This is a genomic window from Campylobacter sp. 107 (assembly GCF_002383835.1).
GTDB lineage: Bacteria > Campylobacterota > Campylobacteria > Campylobacterales > Campylobacteraceae > Campylobacter_D > Campylobacter_D jejuni.
Genome location: NZ_NXBA01000020.1, coordinates 64,532 through 79,044, shown reverse-complemented (window position 1 = coordinate 79,044; position 14,513 = coordinate 64,532). Strand labels below are relative to the sequence as shown.

Here is a 14,513-nt window from a genome sequence, read left to right as displayed (position 1 = left end):
AAATTATAATATTTTAATATTATTATAAATTAACAAATTTGAACATTAAATCAAGCTTTAATTTTAAACCCTGTGTGTTGTATAGTTTTATTTTATCAATTTTTAAAGCTATAGGAAGATTTTCTAAATTTTGTATAAAATTGAGTAAGTCTTTAAAGTTGCCATTTAAACTTAGAAAAACATAATTATAGTGGATAAAATTTTTGTTTTCTTGGGAAAATTTTATTTCATTAATGGTTAAATTTTTGGATAAATTATTGATTTTTTTATTGAAAAAATCTTTATCATAAAAAAATAAATGCAATTTTTCTTTATAGTATTTTAATTTTTCTTCCTCTGTTTTTATCTGTTTTGTTAGCTTTGTCTCTATTTCTTTAAGATGTGAATTTTCTATTTTTGCTTCATTTAACGTAAGGTAATTATGTTCTACTAATGTTTTTTGAAAAATATCTTCCAAAAAGTGATCGTGAATTTTAAAAGCTAAAAACAAAGCACAAAGGCAGATAAAAGAAATAAAAAGAAATTTTTCCCTAGGATTTAAATTTTGCAAAAATACTTCTATTTTATTCATGTATGACTTCTAATATGATATTAAATGTTTCTTCATTTTTATCAAGAATTTTAAAAGCAGAATTTAGATTTTTTAATGCTCTTTTAAAGTGGTTTTCATCGATAAAAGAAAGAATGATTTTTGTTTGTTCAAATTCAAGATTTGTGATTTTGAGTTCATTGGAGTTAAGCCATGATATGATTTGATTTAGAATGATTGCCTTATTTTTGTCTAAATTGATTTCTTTTGTTATAGTGGATAAAATATGAAATTGTTGTTGTGTAGATGATATTTTATTAGAAAGAGTAAAGTTTAAATCTTGTATGTTTGTTAATAATTTTTGCTTATCTTGTTTTAGTTTAGAAATTTCTTCTTGTATGATAAAATTTTTATTTTGAATTTCCTTATTTTGTTTGTACTCTATAAAATCTTTAAATAATAAAGTCATCATGCTAAGACCAAAGCTAAAAATAAATATTAATATAATTTTAAAAGAAATAGATATTTTTATTTTATTATGCTTGATAAAATTACAATTTTGATCTAGATTTTTTATACTATATGAACTTAATTTCAATAAACTATTTTTATCAAGAATATCATTTAGATTTAAACATTTTATTTGAGATGAGAAGTAATGTTTGATTGTATCCAAATCCTGATAAAGTAGCAATTTGCTTTCATAGTGTTTTAAAAGTTCTATAAATCGATTTTGTTTAAAAAATAAATCCATATTGCTTGGGTTGAAATTTTCGATTTTTTTAAGATTGATAAATTTTCCCTCTTGGTAAAAATATAAATATAAAGTTTGATCATATAAATTTAAAACACAATAATTACTTTCCTCAATAAATCTTTCATCAAATAAAGCTTGAAAAATTAAAGGCTCGGGAAAGCAAAAACGACTTTTTTTTAATTTGTAAACAGGTGCTAAAAAACAATGATAAATTTCATTATGTTTAAAAAAAGCTATTTGATAGTCAAAGGGTTTGCTTAGCTTAAAATCTGTGGTTAAATTGTTAAAAAGTTTGTCTTCTTTGAATATTCCTGTTCTTTGAGTATAAAGCAAATCTGTAGATTTTATAAAATTTATTTTATTTAATGAATTAATTTTCATCATTTAAAAGTTTTTTTAAAAATTCTTCATCTTTTTGCCAGTTTTTTTTCACTGTTACGAAAAGCTTTAAAAGTACCTTTTTTTGTGCAAGTTTTGAAATTTTAAAGCGTGCATCTTTGCCTATTCTTTTTAAAGTTACCCCTTCTTTTCCTATAAGCATACCCTTGTGAGAGTTTGTATCTGTGATGATATTGGCTTCTAGGATTAAAAGATTAGGTGTATCTTTGGTGCGATTGATAAGCACTTCGCTATTATAAGGAAGCTCATCGCTTAAATTTTCATAAATACTTTCAAGTATGAAATCTCTATAAATTTCTTTTTCGCTACTCGCGCTTAAAAATTCAGGATCATAAAAATACTCATGTTCATCAAGGTATTTTACTATCTCGTCTAATAAACCTTTTTTATAGCTTTTTTTCTTGGAGGAATAAGGAATGATAGCCTTAAAATATTCGCTAAATTTTGCATATTCGCTAAGTTTTTTTAAAAGTGTAGCATTGTCGGTTAAATCTACTTTATTTAAAGCGATGATATGTGGTACTTGTGGGTTTAGACTAAGAAAATTTTCATAGTCTTTTGTGCTATCAAAAACACTTGCTACAAATAAAATCATATCACAATCCCCCATGGATTTAATAGCACTTTGGACAAGCAGTTGATTAAGCGTAGCACCGCTTTCGTGAAGTCCTGGGGTATCGATAAAAATGATTTGATTTTTTTCATGCATCACTATGGCTTTGATTTTACGCCTTGTGGCATTTTGTTTGTGAGAAACTAGGGCGATTTTTTCTTCTAATAAGGAATTGATTAAAGTACTTTTTCCTGCATTAGTACGCCCTATGATGCTAACAAAGCCACTTTTCACAAAATATACCTTGCAAGATCTTTATTTTCTATGATATCTCCGAGTTTTTCTTCTACCATTTTTTTATCCACTACGAATTTTTTACCCGCATACTCATCAGCTTCAAAGCTTAAATCTTCAAGTAATTTTTCTATCACAGTATGTAAGCGTCTAGCACCTATATCTTGCATTTCTTCATTGGCTCTTGAAGCTATTTTTGCTATTTCTTTAATTGCTTCATCATTAAAATCAAGTTCTAAATTTTCAGTTTTTAAAAGCTGAGAGTATTGTTTTAAAAGTGAATTTTTAGGGCGTGTTAAAATTTCATAAAGAGCTTTATCATCAAGACTATCTAATTCCACTCTTAAAGGAAAGCGTCCTTGCAATTCAGGGATAAGATCGCTTGGTTTGCTAAGATGAAAAGCTCCTGCGGCGATAAAAAGAATATGATCGGTTTTTAAAGTACCTATTTTTGTTTGTACATTTGATCCCTCGACTATAGGAAGTAAGTCTCTTTGCACCCCTTCTTTGCTTGGATCTTGGCGGTTTGAATTTCCGCTTGAAACAGCGATTTTATCGATTTCATCAATAAAAATAATCCCTTCATTTTCCGCTCTTTTTAAGGCTTCGCTTTTGATGCTTTCTTGATCTAGGATTTTTTCTCCTGCTTCGTTTTTTAAAGCATTTTTAGCGTCTTTGATTTTCATTTCTTTTTTGACTTTTTTACTGCCAACGCCTATAACCTTAACTATATCTTGCATTGCACCCATTTCAGGAGGTAGGTTAGGATTGGTATCAAACATATTTTGTGAAATTTCTATCTCTATGGCGCTTTCATCAAGATCGCCATTTCTTAGTTTAGTTCTCATTTTTTCAAGACTGTTTTTATATTCTTCTTGTTTTTCATCGCTGATACCCTTTGGTAGAGGTGGCAAAAGTTTTTCTAAAATTTTATTTTCTATAAATTCATCGATTTTATCTTTGTTTTTTTCTCTTTGTTCGTTTTTTACTAAATTTAAAGCTGCATTGGCAAGATCTCTTACCATGCTTTCTACATCACGACCTACAAAACCTACTTCAGTATATTTACTCGCTTCGATTTTGATAAAAGGAAAGCCCATCATTTTAGCTAAACGCCTAGCGATTTCTGTTTTTCCAACACCTGTAGAACCTATCATCAAGATATTTTTAGGCACGATATCATCTTGTAACTCAGAGCTAAGTTGCATTCTGCGGTAGCGATTTCTTAAAGCTATAGCTATGATTTTTTTAGCTTTTTTTTGTCCTATAACATAATCATCTAAAAATTTAACAATTTCTTTTGGAGTTAGATTCATTTCTCATCCTCGATTACATAAGTTTTGATATTGGTATTAGTATAAATGCAAATTTCACCTGCAATTTGAAGACTTGATTTTACAAGTTCTTCTTCATCTAAATTGGTATGTTTTGCTAAGGCTCTGGCAGCTGAAAGTGCATAGTTTCCACCACTTCCTATAGCTGCGATTTGTCCATCTTCAGGTTCGACCACATCGCCTGTACCAGAAAGTAGAAAAATGTGATTTCTATCAAGTACAAGCATCATGGCTTCAAGTTTTCTTAGGTATTTGTCTTTTCTCCATTCTTTAGAAAAGTCAATTGCTGCTTTTAAAAGATCGCCTTTAGAACTTTGAAGGAGATTTTCAAACATATCAAAAAGATTAAAAGCATCAGCCGTTGATCCTGCAAAACCTGCCAAAACTTTGCCATTGTTGAGTTTTCTAATCTTTACAGCATTGCCTTTTAGCACTGTATTTCCAAAGCTTACTTGTCCATCTCCGCCAATTACGGATTTATTTTTACCTTTGTAAGCTAAAATTGTTGTTGCGTGAAACATTATTCTGCCTTTATGTTTATGTTAAATTTAGCATGGATTGCGTGTCCAAGTTTTACGCTTACTTCGTGGATTCCTAAGCTTTTTAAGGTGTCGCATTCTAAACTTTTTTTATCGATTTCTATATGGCTTTGTTCTTTTAGTGCGTGAGCGATTTCATCTTTAGTTACACCACCAAATAAACTTCCATTTGCACCTACAGGTTTTGAAATTTCAAGAGTGATTTTGCTAAGTTCTTTTTTGAGTTTTTCTAAATTTGCGATTTCAAAGCGTAAATTTTCAGCCTCTTTTTTCTTATCGCTTTCGTATTTTCTTAAAACTTCATTAGTAGCTGCTTTAGCAAAGCCTTTAGCGATTAAGAAATTTTGTCCGTAACCGTCTTTTACTTCTTTTATTTCTCCTGCTTTTCCAAGTGCTTTTACATCTTTGATTAATAATACTTTCATTTTATTCCTTTATTAAAATTTTCTTCCATTTTTTCCTGCGATGATAAAACGCAAAGCATTAAGCTTGATAAAGCCTGCTGCATCTTTTTGATTATACACTTCATCTTCTTCAAAAGTACAATAAGCTGCGTTAAACAAGCTATCGTTCGAACTTTCGCGTCCTATAACCATCACATTGCCTTTATAAAGCTCGAGTTTTACTCTACCATTGGCGTGAATTTGTGACTCATCGATTAAGGCTTGAAGCATCATTCTTTCAGGCGAGAACCAATAGCCATTGTAAATTAAACTTGCGTATTTTGGCATGAGTTCATCTTTTAAGTGTGCTGCTTCTCTATCAAGCGTGATGCTTTCAAGCGCCCTGTGTGCTTTTAAAAGTATGGTACCGCCTGGAGTTTCGTAACAACCACGGCTTTTCATACCTACATAGCGATTTTCTACTATATCAAGGCGTCCTATACCGTGTTTGCAGCCTAGTTCGTTAAGTTTGGTTAAAAGTCCTGCAGGACTTAGTTTTTCTCCATTTATCGCTACTAAATCTCCTTTTTGGAAATCAAGTTCTATAATTTCACTTTCATTTGGAGCATCTTTTGGGCTTTTACTCCATCTCCACATATCTTCTTCAGGTGCGTGTGCAGGATCTTCTAAGACAAGTCCTTCGTAAGAAATATGAAGTAAATTTGCGTCCATAGAATAAGGAGATTTTCCTTTTTTCTTGGAAATATCAATGCCGTGTTTTTGTGCATAAGCAAGGAGTTTTTCACGGCTGTTTAAATCCCACTCACGCCATGGAGCGATGATTTTTAAATCGGGACTAAAAGCAAGATAGCCAAGTTCAAAACGCACTTGATCGTTTCCTTTACCTGTGGCACCATGGCTTACCGCATCAGCACCTGTTTGTAGGGCGATTTGTGCTTGACTTTTTGCTATGAGTGGTCTTGCTATGCTTGTTCCTAAAAGATACTCTCCTTCATAAATCGCATTGGCTCTAAACATAGGAAATACATAATCTTTAACAAATTCATCTCTTAAATCTTTAATGAAAATATTTTCTTCTTTTATGCCTAAAGAAAGGGCTTTTTTTCTCGCAGGTTCAAGTTCTTCGCCTTGACCAATATCTGCTGTAAAAGTTACAACTTCACAATTATATTCATCTTGAAGCCATTTTAAAATAATACTCGTATCAAGCCCTCCAGAATACGCTAAAACTACTTTTTTTACTTCATTTTTCATAAGATATCCTTTGTTAAAATAGATTTGAAAATTATAAAATTGTATCCAAATTTCATTAAAGAAAAGTTTTTACTTGCTATTTTCTTAAAAAAATAAAGCAAAGGCGTAAGCAAATTTTGTTCCAAAAATTGATTTTTTTTGCTAAAATTGCTTTTATGAGAGTAGATAAATTTTTAAATGTAGTTAATATCACGAAAAGAAGAGCTATTTCTGAAGATATGTGTAAAAGTGGTGTAGTGGGGATTAATGGCGTTATTGTTAAGGCGAGTAAAGAGGTTAAGGTAGGTGATATTATTACTTTACATTTTACTGAATACACTCAAAAATATAAAGTGCTAGCTCTACCTAGTACGAAAAGCATTCCTAAAAACGCACAAAATGAATATGTGGTAAAATTATGAAAGAATTTATTTTAGCAAAAAATGAGATCAAAACGATGCTTCAAATAATGCCTAAAGAAGGTGTTGTTTTGCTTCAAGGAGATTTGGCTAGCGGAAAAACAAGCTTGGTGCAAGCTTGGGTTAAATTTCTTGGTCTTGATGCAAGGGTAGATTCTCCAACTTTTTCCACTATGCAAAAATATGAAAATCATGATATTTGCATTTATCATTATGATATTTATCAAGAAGGTTTAGAAGGACTTTTAGCGAATGGTTTATTTGAAAATTTTTTTGAAAAAGGTTTGCATTTGGTTGAATGGGGCGGTGAAAATTTGAAAAAAACTTTAATGAAATTTGGAATTTCTACTATCCAGATTAAAATTAGCATTAAAGATGACAAAAGAAAGTATGAAATTTATGAGTAAATTAGAAATTGTAAATTTGGAAAAAATTATTAAAAAAACTAAGATTATACATGGAATTTCTTTGGAGGTTAATAGCGGAGAAGTTGTAGGACTTTTAGGGCCAAATGGTGCAGGAAAAACAACAACTTTTTATATGATATGTGGACTTATTTCTCCAAGTAGTGGAAAAGTTCTTTTAGATGGTTTAGATGTGACAAAAGATCCTTTAAATAAAAGAGCTCGATCAGGGATAGGTTATTTACCTCAAGAAAGTAGTATTTTTAAGGATTTAAGTGTAGAAGATAACCTGCTTTTAGCGGCTCAGATTTTTTATAAAGATAAAAAAATTTTACATGATAAAGTTGAGCAAATGCTTGAACTTTTAAGTATAGAACCTATTCGTTTAAGGAAAGGTTTAAGTTTAAGTGGAGGCGAAAGAAGGCGTTGTGAGATCGCTCGAAGTTTGATGTGTGAACCTAAGTTTTTGCTTCTTGATGAGCCTTTTGCAGGTGTTGATCCTATAGCAGTAGCTGAAATTCAAACTTTAATTAAAGAGCTTAAAAGATTAGGAATTGGGGTTTTAATTACCGATCATAATGTGCGTGAGACTTTGGCTATTTGTGATAGAGCTTATGTTATAAGATCAGGTTCTTTACTTGCTAGTGGGAATGCTGATGAAATTGCAACCAATAAAGACGTGAAAAAGTATTATTTAGGAGCGGAGTTTAAACTCCTTGATTGATGTTAAAGCAAAAAATCACCCAAGCGCCCAAGACTAAAATTTCTCAAACTTTACGCTCTTGGTTGCCTATTTTACAAGCAAATATAGAGGATTTAAAAGAAAATTTAGATAAATTTGCTGAGGATAATCCTTTCTTAAATGTTCAAGATTCGATACAAATTCATGATAAGGGTAAGAATTATTTTGATTCATTTTATAAACATAATGTAAATTCGGCTTTTGTGGATAGTAAAGGAGTTGCCAAAAAAAGTGTTTATGAGCTTTTAAATGAACAGATTCTTCCTCCTTTGTTTCCTACAAACAAATCTCAAGAACTCGCAAAAAAAATTATAGAATGCTTAAATGAGGAAGGATATTTTGAATACGATGAAGAATTTTTAAAAGAGTATTCCTTAGAAGAAATTGAGCGAGTAAGAACAAGATTTAAATTTTTAGATCCTGTAGGAGTGGGAGCTAAAGATTATAAAGAAGCATTTTTATTTGCTCTTGAAAATATGGAATTAGATGAAGATATTGATGAATTTTGCAGAATGTTGATTATGGATTTTGAAAATATACAAAACTATACCAAAGAGCCTTTATATAAAGAAGCATTAGCTGTACTTAAGCGTTTTAGCACTCCTCCTTTTTTGGAATATTTTGAAGATTCTCGTATAATTGTTCCTGATATTTTTGTTTATAAAGAAAATGGTGAAATTAAAGTAAAAATCAATGATGATTATTATCCTGAAATTTCAATCCAAACTGATGGTTTAGAGCATGATTTTTTAAGTCATTACATCAAAGAAGCAAAAAATTTAGTTGATGCTTTAGCGATGAGAAAAGCTACTCTTTATAAAATAGGGCTTATGATAGTAGAATATCAATATGATTTTTTCATGGGAAAAGAGATAAAACCTATGACTTTTAAGGATTTAGCACTTGATTTAGAACGCAATGCTTCGACTATATCAAGAGCTGTGGCAAATAAATATTTAAGTTGTGAAAGAGGACTTATTCCCTTGCGTGATTTTTTTGCTTTTGCTCTTGATGAAGAGGGAGAGACTTCAAATGTAGGTGTTAAAGAATTTGTGGCAAATTTAGTAAAGAATGAAGATCGCAATAAACCTTTAAGCGATAGTAAAATTTTAGAATTAATCAAAGAAGAATTTAAAGTCGATATAGGACGAAGAACTATTACAAAATATCGCAAACATCTTAATATAGCAAGTTCTACAGATAGAAAAAAATTTTATGAACTTGAAGGATGAAATTCTATCAATCTATCAAACCCATTACACTTTTGTTTTATATTTAAATTTAATTTAAATAATATAAAAAAATATTGTTTTATTTTTATAAATATTATTCTTTAATTTAAAAATGTGATACAATAATAACTGTTTTTAAATATCAATTTTCAAAGGAGTTAAAATGGACTTTTTAACAAGCCTTAGTGAGGCAGGGCAATTTGCAATCCAAATCATTATCGTTTTAATTTGTCTTTTTTATGGTGCAAAAAAAGGCGGTATAGCGCTTGGCTTACTTGGTGGTATAGGTATTTTAATGCTTGTATTTGCTTTTCATATAAAGCCTGGAAAACCAGCCATAGATGTTATGCTTACAATTTTAGCGGTAGTGGTTGCGAGTGCAACTTTGCAAGCAAGTGGTGGTTTGGATGTCATGCTTCAAATAGCAGAAAGAATTTTAAGACGCAATCCCAAATTTTTAACAATATTAGCGCCTTTTGTAACCTGCTTTTTGACTATACTTTGTGGAACAGGACATGTGGTTTATACTATTATGCCTATTATTTATGATATAGCGATTAAAAACGGTATTCGTCCTGAGCGTCCAATGGCAGCAGCTTCTATATCATCACAAATGGGTATTATTGCATCTCCTGTATCTGTGGCTGTTGTGAGTTTGACTGCTTTGCTTTTAAATGCTAATCATAAATTAGCAGGTTTTGATGGTTATATTAATCTTCTTCAAATTACTATACCTAGTACATTATTTGGCGTATTGTGTATAGGAATTTTTTCTTGGTTTAGAGGAAAAGATTTGGATAAAGATGAGGTATTTCAAGAAAAACTTAAAGATCCTGAATTTAAAAAATATGTTTATGGGGATTCTAAAACACTTTTAGGTGTTAAACTTCCAAAAAGAAATTGGGTTGCAATGTGGATTTTTTTAGGAGCTATTGCTTTAGTGGCTTTACTAGGTGTATTTGATTTCTTGCGTCCAAACTGGGGGCAAGTTGTAAAAAATGGCATTCCTCAAGTAGATGCTTTAGGCAATCCTAAAATGGATGTTTTATCCATGGTTTCAGTTATTCAGATGTTTATGCTTTTAGCAGGTTCTTTGATTATCATCTTTACTAAAACAGATGCAAAGAAAATCGGCTCTAATGAAATTTTTAAATCAGGTATGATAGCACTTGTTGCGGTTTTTGGAATTTCTTGGATGGCTGATACTATGTTTGCAGTTCACACTCCTATGATGAAAGCAGCGCTTGGAGATATAGTAAAAGAACATCCTTGGACTTATGCTGTCATGCTTCTTTTAATTTCAAAATTTGTAAACTCTCAAGCAGCGGCTATTTCAGCTTTTGTTCCTTTGGCTTTAGGAATTGGTGTTGAACCTGGTGTGATTGTTGCTTTTGCGGCTGCTTGTTATGGATATTATATTTTACCAACTTATCCAAGCGATTTGGCTACTATACAATTTGACAGATCAGGTACTACTCACATCGGTAAATTTGTTATCAATCATAGTTTTATTTTACCAGGTCTTATAGGTGTAATCACTTCTTGTATAGCAGGATATTTTATCGCTATGGCAGCGGGTTATCTTTAACAATTTTTAGCAGGATTTTTCCTGCTAAATTCTTCATTTGTCTTTTTATTTAATATAGATAAAAATTATAAATAAATCATAAAATTAGTATTAATCAAAATATAAGCTTAACAAGGATAGAATAAATCCTATTTTGAATCAATGAGAAAGGGCTATCCTATGGATGTTATCTTTGCTTTGCTTCTACTTTTAGCTTTTGGTAGTTTATGGTTTTTTATCTATTTTTGTGAAATTCAAACTTAGGACATGCGGATGATATTTTTACTAGTTTTAAGCTTAATACTTGCTCTTTATTTATTTTATGCTCTATTATATCCTGAAAAATTTTAAAGGAAAAATATGCTAGAAATTTTAATAACACTGATTATAGCTTTTATATTAGCTTTAATTTTTGGAAACTATCTTTATAAAATTGCAAGCTGTAAAAAAACTATTTTTGATTTTATTTTTAATCCAATTGATAACTTAATTTATAAAATTTGTGCAATTGATAGAAAAAATATGACTTGGCAAAAATATTCTTTGCATTTAATTGCTTTTAATGCCTTAGTGGCTATTTTTTCTTTCGTGATTTTTTATTTACAAGATAAACTTTTTTTAAATCCTAATTCTATAGATTCTATGAAATGGGATTTGAATTTAAACACTGTAATTAGTTTTATTACAAATACAAACCTTCAGCATTATAGTGGAGAGAGTGCTTTAAGTTTGCTTTCGCAAAATACAGGCATTTTACTTGCTATGTTTGTTTCAAGCACAAGTGGATATTCTGCTTGTATGGCTTTTTGTCGTGCTTTATGTAGTATGCAAATGGGAAATTTTTATGAAGATTTTACGCGTATTATTACGCGTTTGATGTTGCCTTTAAGTTTTATTTTGGCTGTAATTTTTATCTCTGAAGGCGTGGTGCAAAATTATCACGCAAATTTTAGCGTGCTTACTTTAGAAAATAAATTTCAAAGCATTGCCACAGGTCCTGTTGCAGCTCTTGAGTCTATAAAACATTTAGGGACAAATGGGGGTGGTTTTTTTGGTGCTAATTCAAGCATGCCTTTTGAAAATCCTACTTTACTTACAAATTTTTTGCAAATTTTATCCATGATGCTTATTCCTAGTGCCTGTGTTGTAGCTTTTGGATTGATGGTTTATCATAGAAAAGAAAGACAAGGTTTTGCTCTTATGGGAAAAGAAGGGGGAGTTATTTTTGGTGCAATGGGGATTATTTTTATCATTTCTTTGCTTTTAGTTTATTTTAGCGAAAAAATGTCAAATCCAAATTTGGATTCTTTGGGTTTAAATGCAAATTTGGGAAATTTGGAAGGTAAAGAAATAAGATTTGGCACAGATGGTTCGAGTTTATTTAGTGCTGTAACTACTGCTTTTACTACAGGAAGTGTCAATAATATGCACGATAGTTTAAATCCATTAAGTATCAGTGCTACTTTGCTAAATATGATGCTAAATGTGGCTTTTGGTGGCGAAGGAGTAGGGCTTATGAATATGATTATTTATGTGCTTTTAACCGTGTTTATTTGTGCATTAATGATAGGTAGAACTCCAGAATTCTTGGGTAAAAAAATAGAAAGCGCACAAATGAAGCTTATAGCTTTGGTAATTCTTATCCATCCTTTATTAATCCTTGTTTTAAGTGCATTAGCTGTTGTTTTTGCAAAAGATAGTATAAGCAATCCTAGCTTTCATGGCTTGGCTCAAATTTTGTATGAATTTAGTTCTTCGGCAGCAAATAATGGTTCAGGACTTGAAGGTTTAAAAGATGATAATTTATTTTGGAATTTAAGCACAGCTTTTGCTATGTTTTGTGGGCGTTATTTGGTTTTAATAGCTCAGCTTGCTATAGCTGGATCGCTTTTGGCTAAAAATACACAAGAAAATACTGCAAATTCTTTAAAAACGGATAATTTAACTTTTATGTTTGTGCTTGTTTGTATTATATATATTTTTGCTGCACTTACTTTTTTTCCAGTGCTTACTTTATCAAGCGTTGCAGAATATTTATCTTTATGGCATTAAGGAGAGTCAATGTCTAAAAAACAAAATAAACTCATTACAAAAGAAATTTTAAATAATGCCATAAAAGGAGCATTTTTAAAATTTGATCCACGCTTTATGGTAAAAAATCCTGTTATGTTTATGGTGGAAGTTGGATCGATTCTTACTTTGATTTTAAGTATTTTTCCTACTTTGTTTAATGGAAATTCTGATGAAAGAATTTATAACATCTTAATCACTTTTATTTTATTTGTAACCTTGCTTTTTGCAAATTTTGCAGAAAGTATTGCAGAAGGAAGGGGTAAAGCCCAAGCAGCTACCTTAAGACAAAGCAAAAAGGATTCTCAAGCTAGACGCATAAAAAGTGATGGCAGTGAAGAAATGCTTAATTCTAGCGAGTTAAAAATAGGTGATATAGTTTTAGTTAAAGCAGGTGAACTTATACCTAATGATGGAGAAATTATAGAAGGTGCTGCAAGTGTTGATGAATCAGCTATTACAGGTGAAAGTGCACCTGTTATGCGTGAAGCGGGCGGTGATTTTTCTTCTGTTACAGGTGGGACTACGGTTTTAACTGATTTTTTAAAGATTAAAATTTTAGTTGGAGCTGGGGAAAGTTTTTTAGATAAAATGATCAATCTTGTAGAAGGTGCTGCGCGTCAAAAAACTCCAAATGAAATTGCTCTTAATACTCTTTTAATTGTACTTAGTTTGAGTTTTTTGGTGGTGGTTGTAAGTTTATATCCTTTTATGCAATTTTTAGGCGTGAGTTTGCCTATTTCATGGTTAGTAGCATTGCTTGTATGTCTTATTCCTACAACTATAGGGGGGCTTTTATCAGCTATAGGAATAGCAGGTATGGACAGGGTAACGCGTTTTAATGTGATCGCACTTTCAGGCAAGGCTGTTGAAAGTTGTGGTGATGTTGATACTATGATTTTAGATAAAACAGGAACGATTACTTTTGGAAACCGTTTGGCAAATGAATTTTATGAAGTTCAAGGTATAAGTAAAGAAGAAATGATTAAAGCTTGTGTTTTATCCTCTTTAAAAGATGAAACTCCAGAAGGTAAAAGCATAGTTGCATTGGCTCAAAAAATGGGTTATGAATTAGAAGGTAATGATATTAAAGAATTTATCGAATTTAGCGCTCAAAATAGAATGAGTGGTGTGGATTTGCAAGATAATATAAAAATTCGCAAAGGTGCTTTTGATGCTATAAGAGCTTATATAAGCGAAATGAATGGAAAAATTCCTAGCGATTTAGAAACGAAGGTAATGGAAATTTCAAATCTTGGTGGTACTCCTTTGGTAGTGTGTAAAAATGAAAAAATTTTAGGAGTGATTTATCTAAAGGATACAGTAAAACCAGGACTTAAAGAGCGCTTTGATGAGCTTAGAAAAATGGGCATAAAAACTTTAATGTGTACCGGAGATAATCCTTTAACAGCAGCTACTATAGCCAAAGAAGCAGGGCTTGATGGATTTATAGCAGAATGCAAGCCTGAAGATAAAATAGAAGCTATTAAAAAAGAACAAGCCCAAGGTAAGATAGTAGCCATGACAGGAGATGGAACCAATGATGCTCCAGGTCTTGCACAAGCTGATGTAGGTATAGCTATGAACTCAGGAACTCAAGCAGCCAAAGAAGCAGCCAATATGATAGATCTTGATTCTAATCCTACTAAAATTTTAGAAGTAGTTGAAATAGGAAAAGGTTTGCTTATTACTAGAGGCAGTCTTACAACTTTTAGTATGGCAAATGATATTGCTAAGTATTTTGCTATTTTACCTGCTATGTTTAGTGTGGTTTTACCTCAAATGCAAATTTTAAATATTATGCATTTAGCTACCCCGCAAAGCGCTATTTTATCAGCACTTATTTTTAATGCTATTATTATACCTTTGCTCATACCTATTGCTATGCGTGGAGTTAAATTTAAGCCTATGAAAAGCGAGCATTTGCTTTTAAGAAATTTAAGTATTTATGGTTTGGGTGGTATGATCGCACCTTTTATAGGGATAAAAATAATTGATATTCCTATAGCTTGGATACTTAGAATTTTAGGAGTGTGA

14 protein-coding genes and 1 pseudogene are annotated in these 14,513 nt (G+C 31.0%); 8 read left to right on the top strand and 7 right to left on the bottom strand.

From position 1 onward, the window contains the following. Positions 1–22: 22 nt before the first annotated feature. From BGS40_RS02805 to BGS40_RS02775, 7 genes are read right to left on the bottom strand one after another with little or no spacing between them, the layout of a single operon-like run. Positions 23–571 (bottom strand): hypothetical protein, encoded by a 549-nt coding sequence (locus BGS40_RS02805; RefSeq protein ID WP_052797769.1) that lies wholly within the window; start codon positions 569–571, stop codon positions 23–25. After that, entirely contained in the window at positions 564–1,670 is a 1,107-nt protein-coding gene (locus tag BGS40_RS02800; RefSeq protein ID WP_096738344.1) for a hypothetical protein, read from the bottom strand. Before BGS40_RS02800 ends, BGS40_RS02805 begins: the two co-directional genes overlap by 8 nt. Further along, entirely contained in the window at positions 1,657–2,532 is an 876-nt protein-coding gene (gene era, locus BGS40_RS02795; protein WP_058000815.1) for a GTPase Era, read from the bottom strand. Before era ends, BGS40_RS02800 begins: the two co-directional genes overlap by 14 nt. Continuing rightward, complete coding sequence (gene hslU, locus BGS40_RS02790; protein WP_002868416.1) at positions 2,529–3,848, bottom strand: ATP-dependent protease ATPase subunit HslU; 1,320 nt, start codon at positions 3,846–3,848, stop codon at positions 2,529–2,531. The genes era and hslU overlap by 4 nt, the downstream gene beginning before the upstream one ends. Continuing rightward, entirely contained in the window at positions 3,845–4,387 is a 543-nt protein-coding gene (hslV, locus tag BGS40_RS02785) for an ATP-dependent protease subunit HslV (RefSeq protein ID WP_044261193.1), read from the bottom strand. Before hslV ends, hslU begins: the two co-directional genes overlap by 4 nt. Next, positions 4,387–4,830, bottom strand: a complete 444-nt coding sequence (rplI, locus tag BGS40_RS02780) for a 50S ribosomal protein L9 (RefSeq protein WP_052794057.1) — start codon at positions 4,828–4,830, stop codon at positions 4,387–4,389. Before rplI ends, hslV begins: the two co-directional genes overlap by 1 nt. 12 nt (positions 4,831–4,842) lie before the next feature. Then, complete coding sequence (locus BGS40_RS02775) at positions 4,843–6,063, bottom strand: argininosuccinate synthase (protein WP_087692040.1); 1,221 nt, start codon at positions 6,061–6,063, stop codon at positions 4,843–4,845. A 155-nt stretch (positions 6,064–6,218) separates the two neighbouring features. Between BGS40_RS02775 and BGS40_RS02770 the strand changes: the two genes are divergently transcribed. From BGS40_RS02770 to kdpB, 8 genes and pseudogenes are all read left to right on the top strand, one after another. Then, positions 6,219–6,464, top strand: a complete 246-nt coding sequence (locus BGS40_RS02770; protein WP_002864726.1) for an RNA-binding S4 domain-containing protein — start codon at positions 6,219–6,221, stop codon at positions 6,462–6,464. After that, the gene (tsaE, locus tag BGS40_RS02765) at positions 6,461–6,868 is read left to right on the top strand and encodes a tRNA (adenosine(37)-N6)-threonylcarbamoyltransferase complex ATPase subunit type 1 TsaE (protein WP_002871995.1); all 408 of its coding nucleotides are present in this window, start codon (positions 6,461–6,463) and stop codon (positions 6,866–6,868) included. The genes BGS40_RS02770 and tsaE overlap by 4 nt, the downstream gene beginning before the upstream one ends. Beyond that, a complete protein-coding gene (lptB, locus tag BGS40_RS02760) occupies positions 6,861–7,589 on the top strand; it encodes an LPS export ABC transporter ATP-binding protein (protein WP_002855252.1) in 729 nt (242 codons plus the stop codon). Before tsaE ends, lptB begins: the two co-directional genes overlap by 8 nt. Then, positions 7,589–8,839 carry an RNA polymerase factor sigma-54 gene (locus BGS40_RS02755; RefSeq protein WP_052817340.1) on the top strand — a complete coding sequence of 417 codons (1,251 nt, stop codon included), beginning with the start codon at positions 7,589–7,591 and terminating at the stop codon, positions 8,837–8,839. Before lptB ends, BGS40_RS02755 begins: the two co-directional genes overlap by 1 nt. Before the next feature lie 163 nt (positions 8,840–9,002). Continuing rightward, positions 9,003–10,427, top strand: coding sequence for an anaerobic C4-dicarboxylate transporter (locus BGS40_RS02750; RefSeq protein ID WP_096738343.1), 1,425 nt, complete (start codon positions 9,003–9,005; stop codon positions 10,425–10,427). A 141-nt stretch (positions 10,428–10,568) separates the two neighbouring features. Then, positions 10,569–10,757 (top strand): annotated as a pseudogene (gene kdpF / locus BGS40_RS02745) (K(+)-transporting ATPase subunit F). Positions 10,758–10,766: 9 nt separating this feature from the next. Next, a complete protein-coding gene (gene kdpA, locus BGS40_RS02740) occupies positions 10,767–12,458 on the top strand; it encodes a potassium-transporting ATPase subunit KdpA (RefSeq protein ID WP_096738342.1) in 1,692 nt (563 codons plus the stop codon). Positions 12,459–12,467: 9 nt separating this feature from the next. Then, positions 12,468–14,513: a potassium-transporting ATPase subunit KdpB gene (kdpB, locus tag BGS40_RS02735; RefSeq protein ID WP_096738341.1), complete on the top strand. Its 2,046-nt coding sequence runs from the start codon at positions 12,468–12,470 to the stop codon at positions 14,511–14,513.